The 17,049-nt window shown below is 69.2% G+C and carries 11 protein-coding genes and 1 pseudogene; 6 read left to right on the plus strand and 6 right to left on the minus strand.

All coding sequences use genetic code 11. The features are described from left to right. Positions 1 to 5 precede the first annotated feature (5 nt). The 4 genes from ACFC0D_RS16445 to ACFC0D_RS16460 form a co-directional block, all read right to left on the minus strand. Positions 6 to 647 (minus strand): aspartate/glutamate racemase family protein, encoded by a 642-nt coding sequence (locus ACFC0D_RS16445; protein WP_376435649.1) that lies wholly within the window; start codon positions 645 to 647, stop codon positions 6 to 8. Then, positions 644 to 988 carry a GNAT family N-acetyltransferase gene (locus tag ACFC0D_RS16450; protein WP_376435652.1) on the minus strand — a complete coding sequence of 115 codons (345 nt, stop codon included), beginning with the start codon at positions 986 to 988 and terminating at the stop codon, positions 644 to 646. The genes ACFC0D_RS16445 and ACFC0D_RS16450 overlap by 4 nt, the downstream gene beginning before the upstream one ends. Positions 989 to 1,011: 23 nt before the next feature. Further along, positions 1,012 to 1,437 (minus strand): aspartate 1-decarboxylase, encoded by a 426-nt coding sequence (panD, locus tag ACFC0D_RS16455; RefSeq protein WP_376435655.1) that lies wholly within the window; start codon positions 1,435 to 1,437, stop codon positions 1,012 to 1,014. A gap of 768 nt (positions 1,438 to 2,205) precedes the next feature. After that, a complete protein-coding gene (locus ACFC0D_RS16460) occupies positions 2,206 to 3,378 on the minus strand; it encodes a PP2C family protein-serine/threonine phosphatase (protein WP_376435657.1) in 1,173 nt (390 codons plus the stop codon). A gap of 318 nt (positions 3,379 to 3,696) precedes the next feature. Here ACFC0D_RS16460 and ACFC0D_RS16465 point away from each other — a divergent pair, with 318 nt between their 5' ends. From ACFC0D_RS16465 to ACFC0D_RS16475, 3 genes are all read left to right on the plus strand, one after another. After that, positions 3,697 to 6,363, plus strand: coding sequence for a SpoIIE family protein phosphatase (locus tag ACFC0D_RS16465; RefSeq protein WP_376435659.1), 2,667 nt, complete (start codon positions 3,697 to 3,699; stop codon positions 6,361 to 6,363). Positions 6,364 to 6,485: 122 nt separating this feature from the next. After that, a complete protein-coding gene (locus ACFC0D_RS16470) occupies positions 6,486 to 7,631 on the plus strand; it encodes an ABC transporter substrate-binding protein (RefSeq protein ID WP_376435662.1) in 1,146 nt (381 codons plus the stop codon). Positions 7,632 to 7,835: 204 nt separating this feature from the next. Further along, positions 7,836 to 8,246 (plus strand): hypothetical protein, encoded by a 411-nt coding sequence (locus tag ACFC0D_RS16475; RefSeq protein ID WP_376435664.1) that lies wholly within the window; start codon positions 7,836 to 7,838, stop codon positions 8,244 to 8,246. 156 nt (positions 8,247 to 8,402) lie between these two features. On the opposite strand, the gene ACFC0D_RS16480 is transcribed toward ACFC0D_RS16475, so the two are convergent. Beyond that, entirely contained in the window at positions 8,403 to 12,662 is a 4,260-nt protein-coding gene (locus tag ACFC0D_RS16480; protein ID WP_376435667.1) for a CHAT domain-containing protein, read from the minus strand. Between the two features lie 533 nt (positions 12,663 to 13,195). On the opposite strand from ACFC0D_RS16480, the gene ACFC0D_RS16485 reads away from it, so the two are divergent. Next, positions 13,196 to 14,128, plus strand: a complete 933-nt coding sequence (locus ACFC0D_RS16485; protein WP_376435670.1) for a hypothetical protein — start codon at positions 13,196 to 13,198, stop codon at positions 14,126 to 14,128. Between the two features lie 313 nt (positions 14,129 to 14,441). After that, entirely contained in the window at positions 14,442 to 14,597 is a 156-nt protein-coding gene (locus tag ACFC0D_RS16490) for a hypothetical protein (protein WP_376435672.1), read from the plus strand. 2 nt (positions 14,598 to 14,599) lie between these two features. Here the strand turns inward: ACFC0D_RS16490 and ACFC0D_RS16495 are convergent. After that, a pseudogene (locus tag ACFC0D_RS16495) lies at positions 14,600 to 14,976 on the minus strand (transposase family protein); the annotation flags it as partial. A gap of 83 nt (positions 14,977 to 15,059) precedes the next feature. Here ACFC0D_RS16495 and ACFC0D_RS16500 point away from each other — a divergent pair. Next, positions 15,060 to 15,752, plus strand: coding sequence for an FG-GAP repeat domain-containing protein (locus ACFC0D_RS16500; protein WP_376435675.1), 693 nt, complete (start codon positions 15,060 to 15,062; stop codon positions 15,750 to 15,752). Positions 15,753 to 17,049: the final 1,297 nt, after the last annotated feature.

Here is a 17,049-nt window from a genome sequence, read left to right on the forward strand (position 1 = left end):
GCCATTCATCCGTGTCGGCGCACCGCCGCGGCCGCGGCGGCGAGGCCGAGGCGGGGGCTGGAGAGGACGGGCAGCGGGGTCGTGGTCCGCTCGGCGGCGTCCGCCATGGACGCCTGGGCGAGGACGACGACACCGCCGTCGGCGGGGTCGATACGGTCGACGGCCGCGGCGACCGTGTCGAGATAGCCGTCCCGGTCGCCGGCCTCGAACCGCTCCCAGGCACCGTCCACGACGAGCGTCGTGACGAAGGAAGTCCTGTCTCCCGACTCCTCCCGGAGCAGGTCCAGCGTGGGCGCGAGGGTGGACTCCACGCTCGCGACCACCACGATCCGGTCCGACCCGACCGCCTCGGCAGCCATCGGCCGGTCCACCCGCAAGACGGGCACGCCCAGTTCGGCGGCGCTCCGCTCGGCGACGCCGCCGATGGTCGAGCATGTGCAGAGCACGGCGCGGGCACCGTCCGCGACGGCCTCGGCGAGGGCGTCACGAACGGCGGCGGCCACGGCTTCCGGCCCCTCGACCCGGGCGCGTACGAGCAGTTCCTCGACGACGAGGTGACGTAGGCCGAGCTCCGGGTGGTGCCGGTCGCGCAGACCGTCGAAGACGGGCACGTGAACGGCGGAGGTGTGCAGCAGCGCGAGCGTCACCAGAGCCCCGGGGTGGCCTTCAGCTGCCGCTTGGCGGCGCGGACGACGTCCTCCGGGGGCACGGGCGCCTCATCGGGGTGCTTCTCGGCCCACTTGGCGGCGTACGGGCAGAGCGGCACGACGGGGACGCCCGCGCGGGCGGCCATCCCGTAGAACTCCCGCACGAGCGACCCGGCGATGCCCTTGCCCTCGTTGCCCTCCTCCACGATCGTGTGGACGGCGACGAGCGCGTGAGGCTCGACGTCGAGGACGAAGTAGACGATCACACCGACGTAGGTGCCGTCCTCGAACGCCTCGAGGCGCCCCTTCTCCCGGTCGTCCCTGATCTCCGGATCGGCCATGCGATGCGTCTCCCTCGTACGGTTCAGGCGCCTGCCGGCACGGCCTGCGGGCTGCGCCGGGTGTCGCTCCCGGGCACCGGCGCGGAGGCGTCGGCCCCGAGCTCAATGATCCGGTTGTCCGCATCCACATGCACCACGCGCGGCACGAGCGCGCGGGCCTCGGCGTCCTCGACCTGGGCGTAGCTGATGAGGATCACAAGATCGCCGGGGTGGACCAGATGAGCGGCCGCCCCGTTGATCCCGATCACCCCGGACCCCCGCTCGCCCTCTATGACGTAGGTCTCCAGCCGCGCGCCGTTGTCGATGTCGACGATGTGCACGAGCTCTCCGGGCAGCAGATCGGCCGCCTCCATGAGGTCGGCATCGACGGTGACGGAGCCGACGTAGTGCAGATCGGCCTGGGTCACGGTGGCCCGGTGGATCTTGGACTTGAACATTGTCCGGAACATGAAGAAACTCCCGAAATGTCTGCTCCCTGCCTGCTTCCTGCAGGTCAAAGGCGGTCTTCGGAGCGTACAACGCATCGCATGTCCGGTCAGCTGTCCCCAGGTGTTGCAGGGCTCACGCTGACCGCTTGCTGACTCTTCCGACGTACCGTCAGAACGGTGCAGCAGCTCTTCCACGCCCTGTGATTTCCGCGTCGGCCCCTTTCCTCCAGGCCCCCATGTCTTCGGCGTCCTCGGCCATGGCCTTCGCCCTGTCTCCGTCGATATCGACGGAGACAGGGCGAAGCCCCCGAGCTCGATCGCTCGGGGCCCTCGCCCCGGCGGACGCCCATGCCGCTTGCCCAGCAGGCGCCTACCCCAGGGTGCGCGTGGCCCGGCGAGCGCGCGCCGGGCAGCCACCGCTTGAGCTCCTCCGGGCCGGTGCAGCTCCACCGCATTCGGGCACGGACTCTGCTCAGGACTTCGTGGGTGTCCTGGGAGGAGATCATCTGGGGGGCCTGCCGTGTCGAGGGCCGGCATCGGGCCGGGGAAGCGCTCGGCGATCAGGTCGACGATGTTCCGGGCCTCCGGTTCGGCCGGACGTTCGTGCCGGGCAGATAGCGGCGTTCGCTGCGGTACGGCACCGCCGGTTCGAGGAGGAACCGGCCGCGACCGAGAACTCGGTCAGGCTGCCGTGCCGGCGGCCCATTCCGCCGCGGCCGAAACGGTCATCGGCGCGGCAGCCGGTTCCGGCCCACCTGCCACAGGGCGGGCTTGACGTGACGACGGGGCCTACCGCGGACCCTGGGCCGGGCCTCCGGTCGACCCGAGCCCCTCGTCTTCGCGCCGGTCGAGAAGGATGACCGCCACATCGTCCGCCAGGCGGCCCTGAGTGTGGCGGACCAATGCCTGGCGCAGGCCCTCCAGGAACGCCTGCCGGGTGTGTTCCCGCATGGTCATCATGGCCTCGGGCAAGTCGAAGAAGGTGCTGTCCCGGTCGCGGGCCTCGGTGACGCCGTCGGTGCACAACAGCAGCCGGTCCCCCGGTGCGAACGGATAGCTGTCCATCCGCCCGGGAGGACCGCTGATGAATTCCTCGAGACCCAACGGCGGCAAGGGGGCGGTGGGCATCAAGGACCGGACCGTGCCGTTGCGCAGCAGCAGCGGCGGCGGATGGCCCCGGTTGATCACCTCAACGTGGGGGTTGTCCGGGATCTGGGCCACGAGCGCGGTGACGAATCCCTCGAGAAGGGCGTCGTCACTGCCGTCCACGCCCGCGCCCGCGGCGTCCCGCCGCAGGGCCGCTTCGCAGTGGTTGACGACCTCCACGAGGTCGTCCTCGTAGTGCACGGACTCCCGGAATGCGCTCAGCACGACCGCGGCAGCCCGTACGGCGGGCAGTCCCTTGCCCCGGACATCCCCGACGACCATCCGGACCCCGTACCGGGTCTGGACCGCGTCGTACAGATCGCCGCCGATCTGCGCGCCCGTCTCAGCCGCCAGGTACATGCTGGCCGCCCTTACAGGGCCCAGCTCGGCCGGCACGGGCCGCAGCAGGACCTCCTGGGCGGCCGTGGCGATCCGGCGGACCTGGTTGAGCTCTTTCTCTCGGCGCGTGCGCGCGGTGCGGCTCATCATGAAGCTCGCCACCGAGACCAGGAACAGTGCGAGGAAGTTCGTGTAGACCTGCTGACCGCCCCAGGCATGGTTGTGGGTGGCGGTGGTCACGCTGACGCCGACGGCCACTCCCGTCGCCGCGAGCGTGCCCTTGGGACCCATCGTCACCGCTGCCAGAGCGGGTGTCGCCACCAGCAGGGGTCCGGTGTACACGACGTGCGCCGGCGTGAGCTCGACGAGGAGCACCAGCAGGGCGACCGCGAAGGGCAGGCACTCCGCGAGGGCGAAAAGGACCTGGTGGTGGCCGTCAGCTCCCGGTCCCGGGGGCGAGCGCAAAGGCGCTCTCATGAGTACAGCCTGCCTCGCCCGGACGGATGGCCGCCACTCCGGTTCACCGGTCCCCGTGGGCGTCCGGTCGCTGCCGGAATCGGTGATCGCTCCTGCTCGGCGACCGTCGCTCCCCGCTGCCTACGACCCAGAGAGGTTAGAAAATGGAGTATGAGCAACCTACTTGAACATTTCCGGCGTTGGCTGCTCGGCTGGACCACGAGCTCTTCCTCTCCCCCTCGGCGTCCTCGCTCAGGACACCACCAGGAGCGTCAGGAGCACCCCCCGTCCCCCAAGGGAAGGGCGCGGCGGCCGCAGCGTCTGTCCTCCCTGCTGAGCGTGCGCAGCGTGGCCGGCGAGGTGTTCCTTCTGCAGCTGGCCGTCGTAGTGCTTCTCGTCGCCGCCGCGGTGGTGGCGCTCGTGGTGCAGGCCCGGAGCGCAGGCATGCTGGACGCCCGGCACCGTACGCTCGCCGCCGCCGGAACGTTCGCCGAATCTCCGGGAATCGTCGCGGCCCTGCGCAGCCCCCATCCGAGCGCGGTGCTACAGCCGAGCGCCGAGGCGGCCCGGAAGATCGCCGGGGTCGACGGCATCAACGTGTACACGCTCGACGGGGTCACCCTCACCCACAGCGACCCGGAACAGATCGGGAAGCACGTCGTCGGCCCCTTCTCCAAGGCTGCGGCCGGCACGTCCTTCACCGAGACGTTCGAGGGGTCCCTGGGGCGGTCCGTGGTCTCGGTGGTCCCCGTCAAGGACTCCGACGGCTCCGTCATCGCCATCGTCTCCTCCCCGGTCACGGTCCAGAACGTCCAGAGCATGGTGAACCGGCAGCTGCCGGTCGTCCTCGGCAGCGCGGCCGCGGTGCTCGCCCTCTCCGCGGGCGGGACGGCTCTGGTGAGCCGTCGGCTGCTGCGCCGGACGCATGGCCTGGGACCGGCCGAGATGACGAGGATGTACGAGCACCACGACGCGGTGCTGCACGCGGTGCGGGAGGGCGTACTGATCGTCGGCGACGGCGGACGGCTGCTGCTGGCCAATGACGAGGCGCGGCGTCTGCTGGATCTGCCGGCGGACGCGGAAGGACGCCCCATTACGGACCTGGGTCTGGAGGAGGGGATCGCCGAGCCGATCGCATCGGGCCGTTCCGCGACCGACGAGCTGCACATGGCGGCCGATCGGCTGCTGGCGGTGAACGTCCGGCCCACCGCCCCCTACGGGCAGGCCGGGACCGTCGTCACGCTGCGGGACACCACCGAGCTGCGGGCACTCACGGGCAGGGCCGAGGTGGCCCGCGAGCGGCTGAAGTTGCTCTACGACGCGGGGATGCAGGTCGGAACGACGCTGAACGTGGAGCGCACCTCGGAGGAACTGGCGGAGGTGGCGGTCCCGCGGTTCGCCGACGTGGTCACGGTCGACCTCCTGGAACCGGTGCTGCGCGGCGAGGAGCCGCCCGAAGCGAGCACCGAGATGCGCCGCACCGCCGCCGTCGGCCTTCAGGGCGCCCACCCCCTCTACCCCGTCGGCAAGCTGATCCGGTTCGTTCCCACCAGTCCCATGGCCGCCGGGCTGGCCGGCGGCCACGGGGTCCTGGAGGCGGACCTGCGCGCCACCCGCGGCTGGCGGGCCCAGGACCCGGCCAACGCCGTGCGGATCCTGGAGCGCGGCATCCACTCCCTGATCGCCGTACCCCTGCGGGCCCGGGGTGTTGTGCTGGGGATGGCCGGCTACTGGCGGGGGCAGGACTCCCCGCCGTTCGACGAGGAGGACGTGTCCTTCGCCGAGGAGCTGACCGCCCGGGCGGCCCTGTCCGTCGACAATGCCCGCCGCTACACCCGCGAGCACACCATGGCCGTCACCCTGCAGCGCAGCCTGCTGCCCCGCGGCGTGCCGGAGCAGTCCGCCGTCGAGGTCGCGCACCGCTATCTGGCCGCCCAGGCCGGGGTGGGCGGTGACTGGTTCGACGTCATCCCGCTGCCGGGCGCCCGGGTGGCCCTGGTGGTCGGCGACGTCGTCGGCCACGGCCTGCACGCCGCCGCCACCATGGGCCGCCTGCGCACCGCCGTGTACAACTTCTCCACCCTCGACCTGCCTCCGGACGAGCTCCTGAGCCACCTGGACGAGCTGGTCACCCACATCGACGCCGACGAGCAGGAATGGCAGGGGATCACCGGAGCCACCTGCCTGTGCGCCATCTACGATCCCGTCTCGGGGCAGGTAGCGGCCGCCACCGCCGGCCATCCGGGCCCCGCTCTGGTCCGTCCCGACGGCACCGTGTCCTTCCCCGAGGTGCCGGTCTCCCCGCCGCTGGGCCTGGGCGAGGGCCTGCCCATGGAGACCATGACGGTCACCCTGCCCGAAGGCTCCCGGCTGGCACTGTTCACCGACGGGCTGATCGAGAGCCGCGACCGCGATCCGGACGCGGGCCTGGCAGCGCTACGCGCCGCTCTGGCCGGGCCCGGGCGCACCCCGGAGGAAACCTGCACCGTGGTGATCGACGCGATGCTGCCCACCAGGCCCAGCGACGACGTCGCGCTGCTGGTGGCGCGCACCCGCCGACTGGACCCCGAGCGGATCGCCGAGTGGGACGTATCCCCCGACCCCGCGGCGGTGTCCCCGGTGCGCAACGCCTGCGCCCGCCGACTGGCGGACTGGGGCCTCGAGGACATCGCCTTCACCACGGAACTCATCCTCAGCGAACTGGTGACCAACGCCATCCGCTACGGCACCGAGCCCATCCGGGTGAGGCTGCTGTACGACCGCAGCCTGATCTGCGAGGTCTCCGACGGATCCAGCACCTCCCCGCACCTGCGCCGGGCCGAGGCCACCGACGAGGGCGGCCGCGGCCTGTTCCTCGTCGCGCAGTTCGCCGAGCGCTGGGGCACCCGCTACACCGCTCGAGGCAAGATCATTTGGAGCGAGCAGGCCCTCCACGACGGGGCCGCACCGCCCGTGATGGATCTGGGGGATGCGCTCCTGGCCGAGTGGGACGACGAGGCGTTCTGAGAACGCGCCGATACGGCAGCCGCAGGGAAGGCAGCTGGCACCACCGGCTGGGACTGCGCTGCCGAGGCCACCGAACGTACGCTGGTCTCGATCAGTACGCGACCGCCCGTTATGGAGCCTTTGTGCCCGTACCCCGTCTCCGGACAGCCTCCGTCGCCGCCTGTCTGGCCCTCGCGGCGGCGCCCCTCGGCGCCTGCGGAGACAAGCCCACCGCCGGGCCCAGAGCACCCGCGGTGGCCACCTCCGCCGCAGACGCCGGGGGCATGGCAGCACTCACCGCAGCGGCGGAGAGAGAGGGCTCGCTCAACACGATCGCGCTCCCGAGCGACTGGGCCAACTACGGCGCACTGATCGACGGCTTCGAGAAGAAGTACGGGATCAAGGTCTTGGTGGAGAACCCGGAAGGCACCAGCCAGGACGAGATCAACGCTCTGAAGGAGCGCAGGGGCGAAGGCCGCGCCCCCGACGTGATCGACGTGGGGGGCTCGTTCGCGCAGTCCGCGGCCCGGCAGGGTCTGCTCGCTCCGTACGAGGTCGCCCTGTACGACCAGATCCCCAAGGAACAGAAGGACCCGAAGGCCCGCTGGTACAACAACTACGGCGGCTACATCTCGATCGGCTGTGACGCCAAACGCGTCAAGACCTGCCCCTCGACCTTCGCTGATCTGCGCAAGCCCGAGTACAAGGGCCAGGTCGCGCTCAACGGCGACCCCACCAGATCCGGCTCCGCCTTCGCCGGCGTGTATGCGGCGGCCCTGGCAAACGGGGGTTCCTTCGACGACATCCAGCCCGGTATCGACTTCTTCGCCGAGCTCAGCGAGAACGGCAACTTCATCCCCGTCGAATCCACCCCGGCCACGATCGCGAACGGCCGGACCCCGATCAGCATCGACTGGGACTTCCTCAACCTCGGATACGCCGACGAGTTCCGCGAGAAGGGCGTGGACGTCGACTGGCGGACCGCCATCCCCTTCGACGGCAGCTTCGCCCAGTACTACGCGCACGCGGTGAACAAGGACGCCCCGCACCCCGCGGCAGCACGTCTGTGGCAGGAGTACGTCTTCAGCCCGGAAGGCCAGAACATCCGGCTCGGCGCCTATGCGCGCCCCGTCCTCATGGACGCCATGGAGAAGGACGGCACACTCGACAAGGCCGCCGCGGAGAAACTGCCGACGGTCGAGGGCACGCCGACGTTTCCGACAGAGGCGCAGACAGAGAAGGCGAGAGAGGCCGTCAACCGCGGCTGGGCCGAGGCCGTCCCGGGCTGAGGACCGGGGGCGGTCCTGGCCGGGCGTGCGCCCGCACCTGCCCACGAGCATGCAATTGAAGCGGGTCCCGGACGTCCACACGGCCAGGCGCGCACCTTTCCTGCCGCGCCAAGCCATAGGAATCCGCCTGCCCTCCGGCACAGGTACGCCCGGCCGGACAGTCCGACGGCAGGAGCCCTCCGGGGCGGTCAGTCGGGGCGGCGGGTGGTCGGGCCGACCTCGGCCTGCCCGCCGTCCTGGGCCCGGGCGGCGGGCGAAACGGTCACCAACCCCTCCGACCTCAACCGCTTCTACACCGCCCTCTCTTCAGTGGCATACTGCCCCGCCCGGCTCCAGCAGTTGACGACCACGGTCCCGACCGAGGGCAATCCTTCCGTGCCAGCGCTACGCCTGGGCCTCATCGAGTACGAAACGAGCTGCGGAATCAAGGTCTGGGGACACTCCGGCGGCATCCACGGCCCATCGACCCAGGCCTTTGGCACCAAGGACGGCTGGCACGTGATCGCCCTGAACTGCAACGGCGACTGGGTCGGCGGCGGCAAGAACGTCGTCTCGGCCGAGTTCTGCACGCTCCCGACCTCGACCCAGCCGCCGGCTCCCACCACGTCCGGCTGACGTTACGGATGATCAGCCCGTCGTGCCGCTGTCCGCACCGGCGGACGGCTCGCGTACATGCAATTGGCGTCATGGCGTACTACCCGCGTGCGAGCGAGCTCCGGCACAGACCGTCTCGCTCCGCTGGTCGAGACTGAGGGAGAGTACGGCCTGCGCTCACGGACCGGAATGGGTGTGCGCTGCCCACAACGTGGGGGTGCTGGGGTACCGGTCACGCAGGCGCCGCGTGGCGTGGTGCAGGGCGTGTGCGCTGCGCTCGACCCGGGGTGGGATCGCTCCGTCGTCGGTCAGACGGCTGTAGAAGTCCATCGCCAGCTCGATGGCAGTACGGTCGTCGATGGACCACAGGGTACCTACGACGTGTCGATAGCCCGCGAGCTGGAATGCGGCCGTGATGTGGAGGGCCTCATCGGCCAGTCGGGCGGTGGTGACGCTGGTTTCACAGGCTGCCAGGTAGGCCAGCGCGGCGTTCAGATGAAGGTTGCTGATGTCCATGACGGTAAGTGGTGCGCGGTCATGGTCGGGCAGGATCAACCGACTGCGCCCGGGGTCGGTTCCATCGGCCAGTGCGTGGCACGCGAAGTGGGCGATCCGGTGTCCGTACAGGGCCTCCAGAACCATGTCGCGGGTCGGATCGGCCAGCAGATGAGCGTCAGGGATGAGCGCGCTGATGGCACGCGTCTCGCCGCGGACTCCCGGTAGTGGGCTGCCAGGAGTATCGGGCACTGGTACAACCACGGTCGTCGGCGCGTCCGCGCAAGCACCCCGGGCGCGTGCGTGCTCCAGGGCGCCGACCGTCGTGGTGTACGACGAGACGACGCGGTCCAAGACCGTGCGCGGGCCCGCTGCCCCCCGCGGACCCGGGCCGCGGTGCTCCACGTGGTACCCGGCTGCATGCAGCGGGAGGAAGGCCATAATGCCGACGGGACACCACCAGAGCCTGGGCCATGGCTCGTCGGCGGAGGGGCAGGACGTGTGACCCACCCGGGTCAGGACCGGCTCGGCGACGACGTCCCACAGCCATTCCAGGACGCTCTGGATCTCGCGCTGGGCCGTAATCCGCCGCTGAGGATCGATCCCTGGGTCCGCGGCATTCAATTGAGCCGCGCGCAGCCGGTCCGCCTGTTCGTACGCTTTCGCCTGCGTCAGCCCCGGCAGGGGGACGGCCTGGACAGGCGAGTCGGCATCTACGGTCAGGATGAGGGCGTCACAGCGAGTGCTGCTGGTGTTGACAAAGACGACAGGGCCGTCTTGGGCCTGGCGCGCCAGCCGCGAGGCGGTCGGCGCGCGAAGAAAATCACTGAATCCCGGCCGCTGTCTGATCTGCCCGACCAGATCCTGCCAGGCATGGTGGGCTGCGATGCGCTCCTCAGACAGCTGCCGCGCCGACGTCCCGGCGGGCACGCCATCACCGCGGTCAGGGGACCCCCGCTCCGCCGCCGGTATCGGAGGATCGAGCTCGGCGAATCGGGTACGCAACCTGTCAAGCTGTGCGGCCAGTTCGGGTGCATGTGCGCGCAGGCGGATCTGCTCGGGGCTCCGCTGCGCCAGGACGTCTGCGGCGAGAATCCCGCGCGTTCGTTCGAGCAGTTCAACTGCTCGAACGGCCTGATCCGCGTGCAAGGCAGCTGCCGCTGCTTCACCGGGCAGTTCGTTCAACTGGCTCAGCTGATGCTGCCGATCCGGCCGGACGAGGCTGCGCGGAGCGAACGTCTCCACCAGCTCAATGGCATCCTCAATGGCCTGGAGCCCAGCCCTGGCACGGTCGGGCACGGGCCCGGCCGCCCTCGCGTACCGCCGATACCCCGAGATGCGCAGGAAGGTGGAAGCAGCTTGATTGTCGCCGGCCTCACGGTAGCAGCGAAGCGTCTCGTCGAGCAGGTCCGAGGGGCCGCCATGCTCGGCCTTGGCCTCGAGGGAGTGCCCGAGGTTGATCAGGAACTCCCCGCGCTGTGGGTGATCGCGGGCGGTAAGCCGCACCGCGTCACGCGCGGCTAGAACGGCTTCGTCCAAGACTTCGGCCCCGAGAAACGGCAGAGAGGAGAGCAGCTGGGACATGGCGCCTCTGATGGGGTTCTCAAACTGCGCGACGTCCTGGACGTCGACGGACGACACCGCGTTCTTGAACCCGATCAGCAAGACGGTCGCCAAGTTGCTGAGGTGCCCCGCGGCATCCGGGTGGTCCCGGGGAATGAGCGCCAGAGCCTCCCGCGCACGTGCTACCGCTTCTCGGAGCACCTCCATACGCTCGGTGCGCTCGTAATGCATCCTCAACAGGCTCACCAAGCCGATCAGACGTCCGGCTCGTGCGGGGTGGCTGCCCAGCGTGGTCTGAACAGCCTCCCGCTGCACTTCGATCGCCTCGTCGAGCACATCCGGCTGCTCCGTACGCATCCAGAAGACCTGCAGCGTGCTCGCCAGGTTGTTCAGATACATGGCGCGTCGGGGGTGCTTGCTCGGGATCAGAGCCATAGCCTCCCGTTCGGCCTGTACCGCCTCCTCCAGCAGCTCGATCCGGCTGACGTGGAGGTATAGGGCGCGGACCGCTCCGCCGAGATTCGTCAGGTACATGGGCCGGTTGGGATCGTCCGGGTCGGCAAGAACCACGGACTCCCGGCTGGCCTCCACGGCTTGCTCCAGGTCGGCCATGTGCGCGGTGCGTGCGAACAGACGCTGCAGAGCGGTGCTGAGATTGTTCAGGTATTGCGGTCGCTTGGGTTCGCCGACCAGGGTGAGCGCCAGAGCTTCGCGCTCGCAGGCAACTGCCGCTCGGAGCAGGTCGGTCCCGTCGGCGTGCGGGGAGTCCGCACCGCCGATCTGCCCGTGCAGTTGGGCGAGGGCACCTCCGAGGTTCGTCAGCCGGCCAGCGCGGCGAGGGTGGTCTTGAGGGGTGGTGCCTACTGCCTCCCGCCCGTACCGCACCGCCTCCTTGAGCCGCTCCGGATCGCCGGTGCGCTCGAACAGCGTCTGCAGCATGGCGCAGAGCTGGTCCAGCCGCTGGGCGCGTTCGGGCTCCTCGGGCGGGAGGGCCGTCACCATCTCCCGAGCGGCCTCGACGAGTTCCTCCAGCACGTCCATCCGGTCGTGGACGTGAAAAAGGGCCTCAAGGGTAATGGTCAGGAGGTTGAGCGCGTCGGTACGGCCGGAGTGCTTCCGCGGGGTCCCGGCCACCACTTCGCGCAGGGCCTCAGCCGCCGCGTCCATATCGTCGGCGTGGCCAGAGTACGCGTAACTCAAGTGGAGGGCCAGCGCCAGGTGGTTCAGGTGTTTGAGCCGATCGGGGTGCTCCTGCGGAACGGCTGCCAGTGTCTCCCGCCGGATGCGTACCATCTCCTTCACCAGGCCGGGTTCTCGATCACGCATGGACAGTTCGAGGAGTGCGGCACCGAGGCCTGCCAGACGGTCGATGCGTGCCGGGTCGTCGGGCGGGGTGCACCTCACCACTTCCCGTGCGGTCTCAGCTGCGTCTTCGAGCAGGCCCGGCCGTGCGGTGCGCTTGTGCGCGGTGGTCAGGGCGATTCCGAGGTTGACCAGGTACTTGGTGCGGTCTGGGTGGCCCGGCTGGGTGAGGGACACCGCTTCGCGGATCGCCCGCAGCGACTCGTCCAGAGCATGGAGTCGGCCGAAGGCCTGGTACTCGTGACCGAGAGCACCAGCAAGGCAGCTCAGTACGGAGGCGCGCTCTGGGGAGTTCTGCGGCAGGGCGTTCAGCGCTTCCCGCACGACTTGGACCGCTTCCGCGTAGGCGCGCGGCTCGCCGGTGCGCTCGGCCCGGAGCATGAGAACGTGCTCCAGGCTGCTCACCCGCACGGCGTAGCCAGGACGTCCATGCGCGAGCCGCAGCGCCGCACGCTCGGTCGTGATGGCCTCCGCCAGCACGTCCTGGTCCTGGGTGCGTGCGTGCAGGTCCCGGAGGCACACACCCAGGTCGCTCAGGCGCACGAGGCGATCTCGATGGCCCTGCGGCGTGCGCGCAACCGACGCACGGAAATAGGTGGCAGCGGTGCGCAGGTCCTGAAGCTCGCCGGAGCGGTGGAACGCGAACACCATGGCGGCGGCGCGACGCCCCAGCGCCTCCGGGCCCTCGCGCACGAGCGGTGCCAGCCCGGGATCCTCGCGGAAGGCTGTGCGCAACAGCTCCGGTACAAGCCCCGGATCGGCCCAATAGACGGGCAGCATGAACCGGAGGACCGCGCCCAGGTCGCCAATGGCGCCGCTCTCGGCGAGCGCCAGGGACCGTAACCAGTAGTACGAGCCCAGTAGCCGGGCCGCCTCGAGGTCTACTTCCGGTTCGACGACCGCCATGAGGCCGTCGGCGGCGCGTTTGGCTTCAGGCTCCAAGATCGTGGCAAGATCCGTGACGGAGCGGTCAAGGCATTGCTGAAGAGCGGCGAGTGCCGCCAGACGGTCCGGCATTGCAGATCCCCCGCGATCGGCGTTTGTCACCAGAATCCTATCCGGCGAATGGGCAACGCGGTGTACGCTCCGGCCCGTTCGTACGTGAGAAGCCATGGTCGAACGGGGAGGCACGTGAACGTGGACACGGAGGTTCGCGAACGGGTCGAGGCGCTGTGCAGCCAACTCAGCCGCTGGCCCTCAATACGGGAGACCATTCGCGAGGGCGCAGCGGAAGGCGCTCTCGACGCACTACTGACTCTGCTGAGAGGCCCTGAGGAGCCCGCCCGGGCTCGACTGGAGGAACTGCTCGACATGATCGGTCGGGCCGCCGCCGAGCGCGGGCTGCCGGGCCTGACGAGCAGAGTACGCGGCCCCATCCCTGCACTGCCTCACGGAATGTCCGCCGGACCCGAGACTCTGGGATGGACTTGCCCGCTGGCGCGCTGCACACGTGTGGTGCTCGCCGGAGAAAGCGCGGGCCCCCCGGTCTGCGCGGCTGCCGACCCCGGCGCGAACACCATGACCCCTTACGCACCCAACCCGGAAGCACGGTGAACACGTTCCTGGTGGAGTTGGCCACCAGGCTGATGGACCGTTGGCTCACGGCATTGGTGGCGCCGGGGCTGCTGTGGATTGCGGTCCTGGTTGCAGGAACACGTTTGGGCCAGGACACACCCTTCGAACTTGACCAGATCAACGACTGGTTGGACTGGCTTACCCGGCAACCCGCCCTGCAGACGCCAGCCGTGGTCATTCTCCTGGCCGTTACGACCGTGCTCGCCGCTGGCTCGGTCGGCCTTCTCGCGGGAGCCCTGGGCGGTCTGGTCGAGCGCTGTTGGGCACTTCCCGGTGCCCTGCCGCCCGCCGCCTGGCTGCTCGCAGCGCGCCGCCGCCGATGGGACTGGGCAACACGTCGACTGCGGACGACTGTTCTGCACGCCGTCGAACTCGAAGCCCAGAGGGCCGACACAGGACGCACCGACGCCTTGGCCCTGCGGCGTCAGCGACAACGCGTCCGCCTGGGCCTGGCCCGCCCGGTGCGGCCCAGCCGGATCGGGGACCGCTACGTCCGAACTGCCGAGCGCGTGCGCCGTGTCAACGGCCTGGACGACCTGGCCCTGGTCTGGCCCCGGTTGTGGACGGTGCTCCCAGATTCGCTGCGCACCGAGATAGCCGGTGCTCGGGGCGGCACCAGTGATGCCGCACGGCTGTTTGGCTGGAGCATGCTGTACCTCGCAATCTCGACATGGTGGTGGCCCGCCGCTCTCCTCGGCGCTGTCGTCTTCGCCGTGGCCACGGTACGGGCCCGCTCCACCACCGAGAACCTGGCCGCTCTGATCGAGACGGCTGTGGATCTGCATAGCGCGGACCTGTCCGAACGACTCGGATTGCCGACCGCACATTCGCGTGTCGCCGCAGGCCATGCCATCACAGACCAACTGAGGGGCAGCTCCAGTAGGGACAACGCGAGGGATGCGCACTGATTACTGCCGATTCCCGAGCGGAGACCTCCGCCTGCCCCATGCATCTTGAGGATGCGCGCGGCCATGCGTGGGGCTTCGTCTACCAGGTCGTGGTGCACCGCATGGAGACTCGCCGATGCCCAACCGGCTTGCCAAGCTGTGTCTAGCGCCCGACGAGGACTCCACTACGTGATGCCACAGGAAAACCTGATGATTGGAATCGATTCGTCGGCCCGTAGTGCAGTACGCAGTCTCGTCTGGGGACTCGATACGGAGAACGGTCCGGGTGAGGCTTTTCTGCACGAGGACGATACCTGCCTGCACGTGGACGTTCGTGGAGGACGCGATCTGGTTGGCGATCACCTTCCGCAGGCTGACACCCATGCATCTTGACCTGGTGTTCTGCGATGAGGGATATAGCTTCGACGTGCATGTGCCAACCGGGACCACCGAGGCCGACCTGATGGCCCTGGTGAATGCTGCAGGCTGAGCTCAGCCCGCAGTAGCGAGGTGGAGGACCAGGACGGCCTTCACGGTGTCGGTAATACGGTTTGTGCTGCACCGGGGCTTCCGCAGCAGCCGCCACTGCTTCAGGGCAACCATGGCCTGCTCGCCCAACGCGCGAATACGCGCATGGGACAAGTTGGCGGCTCGCTGAACTGCGGAAAGCCGCTCCCACCTGCCGGGAAGGGTACCCGGACAGTCCCGCCGGCGCCCTGGTAGCCCTTGTCCGTCCAGCAGGCCAAGCCCGCGTCGGTATGGGCGTCGATGACGCCATGGGTGCAGGCGGCCTTGATGTCGTGGACGGCGCCCGGCAGGGTGGGCGAAGCCCACAGCATCCGGCCCTGCGGATCGGCGATGACCTGCATGGTCCTCAGGCAAGGGGGGCTACTACTCCTCGAGCACGACCCTGCAATCAGGCGACTTCAATGGCGACGGCCGCGACGACCTCATGGCCTGGTACTCGTACTGGGCCGGCCACGACACCATGTTCACCTTCACGGCCAATGTCCGTGGTGGCTTCAACGCGCCGTTCCCCGCGTACCAGCTGCAGGCGGGCTGGTGGGACGTGAAGGATGCGAAGTACACCACCGGGGACTACAACGGCGACGGCCGCGACGACATCGCCGCGCTGTACGGATACCCCAACGGCGACCTGAAACAGCACACATTCCTCGCCCAGCCCAACGGCGGATTCAACGGATCCACCACCTCCTGGCAAGGCAACGCGACCACCTGGGGATCCTGGAGCCGTACCTATCCACACGGTGGTGACTTCAACGGCGACGGGCTGGACGACATCACGTTCTGGTACGACTACGCCGACGGCCACGACGCCATGATCATGGTGCCCGCCAACAGCAACCGCGACGGCGGCTTCAGCACCATGCCACCCCCACCCGCCTGGCAGTCCGCCGCCGGAAACTGGACGTACTCGAGCATAAAGATCGTGCCCGGCGACTACGACGGCGACGGCCGTGACGACATCGGCAGCCAGGCCGGCTACTCCGACGGCACAGTCCGCATGTGGACCCACCTCTCCAGCAGAACAGCCTCGTTCAGCACAGCGAAGGGCAGTTGGGCTTCGACGGGTGCCCAATGGGAGTTCTCACGTGGAACCTTCCTGCGGCCCTACACCTACTGACACAACCCATCCCGTGAGCTGAACAAACCAACGCCCCGGAAGACCACGTGATCCGCTGGTCAATCCGGGACAGGCAGCCATCTCCGCCCTGCCGGCTTCCGGTCGGCAGGGCGGACGCTTTCCAGGAACCAGGTCCGAGTAGGGCCCAGTGCCGCGGCCTCAGCGGTTGACCGCTGATCCTTGGGATCCGGGATCGTACGCAGGATTTGACGCCGCCGCAGATCGCATCGTTCAAGGCGCGATGGACAGTCCTCCGCCGCCAAAGACGATCAGGGCCGACTACGCAGATTCCCGCCAACCGGCCGCGGAACCGCTTATCCACCTCGCAAAGCTCTGCCTCAACTGCCGCGTGCTGGCCGCCTGACATTGACGGCCACTGACGTGCGCGGGCTTCGTCAGCATTCGCGCCTGGGCCAAGGTCTACGCATACAGCCTGTCCGAAGGCTCGGCCGCATCTCGATCGAAGTGGCCCAGGCGTGGGCCCCGAGCTGACACGAAACGAGCGGTCCCGCTCACGCGGAATAGGCCGTCGTCGGGGAACAAGGTGGTCCCGCGCGGAGTCGCCGTCGTGCATCCCATCTTGGGGGCCCGGATTGCGCCACTGCGCTAGTACCGCTTGAGCGACCGCGTCCTCTGCTCTTGGGACCAGTTCCGGGTCGAGATCAAGAAAACGGAGCATGACGGGGAAAGCGGCGCCTCGAGACCGGAAAGGGCTGCTGTTCTGCGGCAAGTTCGCAGTCGTCGCGGGTCGAGCTGCGTAGTGGTCGGAGATCTGGGCCGCGTGACGCGCGGCTCGCCCTGGGCGGCGGACGAGGAAGAGAGGGTTAGACCGCGGCGCAGGCGGTCGCGGACCGTACGCGACTGTTGCGCTGTCGGCCGGCCGCCCCAGCCTTCTTCAGGCAACGGGTGAGGCGCGCCGCCTGGATCTGGGGAAACCGGACCGCACCGGTGACTGATGCGGCTTCGTGGCCGTGGTCGTGTAGCGGTTCGGGGAGATCGTGCAGTGCACAGGCTGGGCTGGGAGGTGCCGCAGCCTTCCCCGCTCGCAGTCAACCCTTACCCTCCACCGGAGCTCCATTTCAACGCGAGTCAGTATGCGCCGAGGCGGACCGCTGGTGGCAGGTGTACTCGTAACCCAGCACAGCGCGACCCCCGCCCGGCTGCGGGGCCATGAGCGGCTCAGCGTCCAAGGTCAAACGTCCAGTGGGCCCAAGGGCTGTCGAAACTCGGGATCTGGCCCACCCTCTGTGAAGCCGTAATCGAAAGCCCCGGGGCGGGACGTGGACACCACGTCCCC

The sequence above is a fragment of the Streptomyces sp. NPDC056222 genome (assembly GCF_042264065.1).
GTDB lineage: Bacteria > Actinomycetota > Actinomycetes > Streptomycetales > Streptomycetaceae > Streptomyces.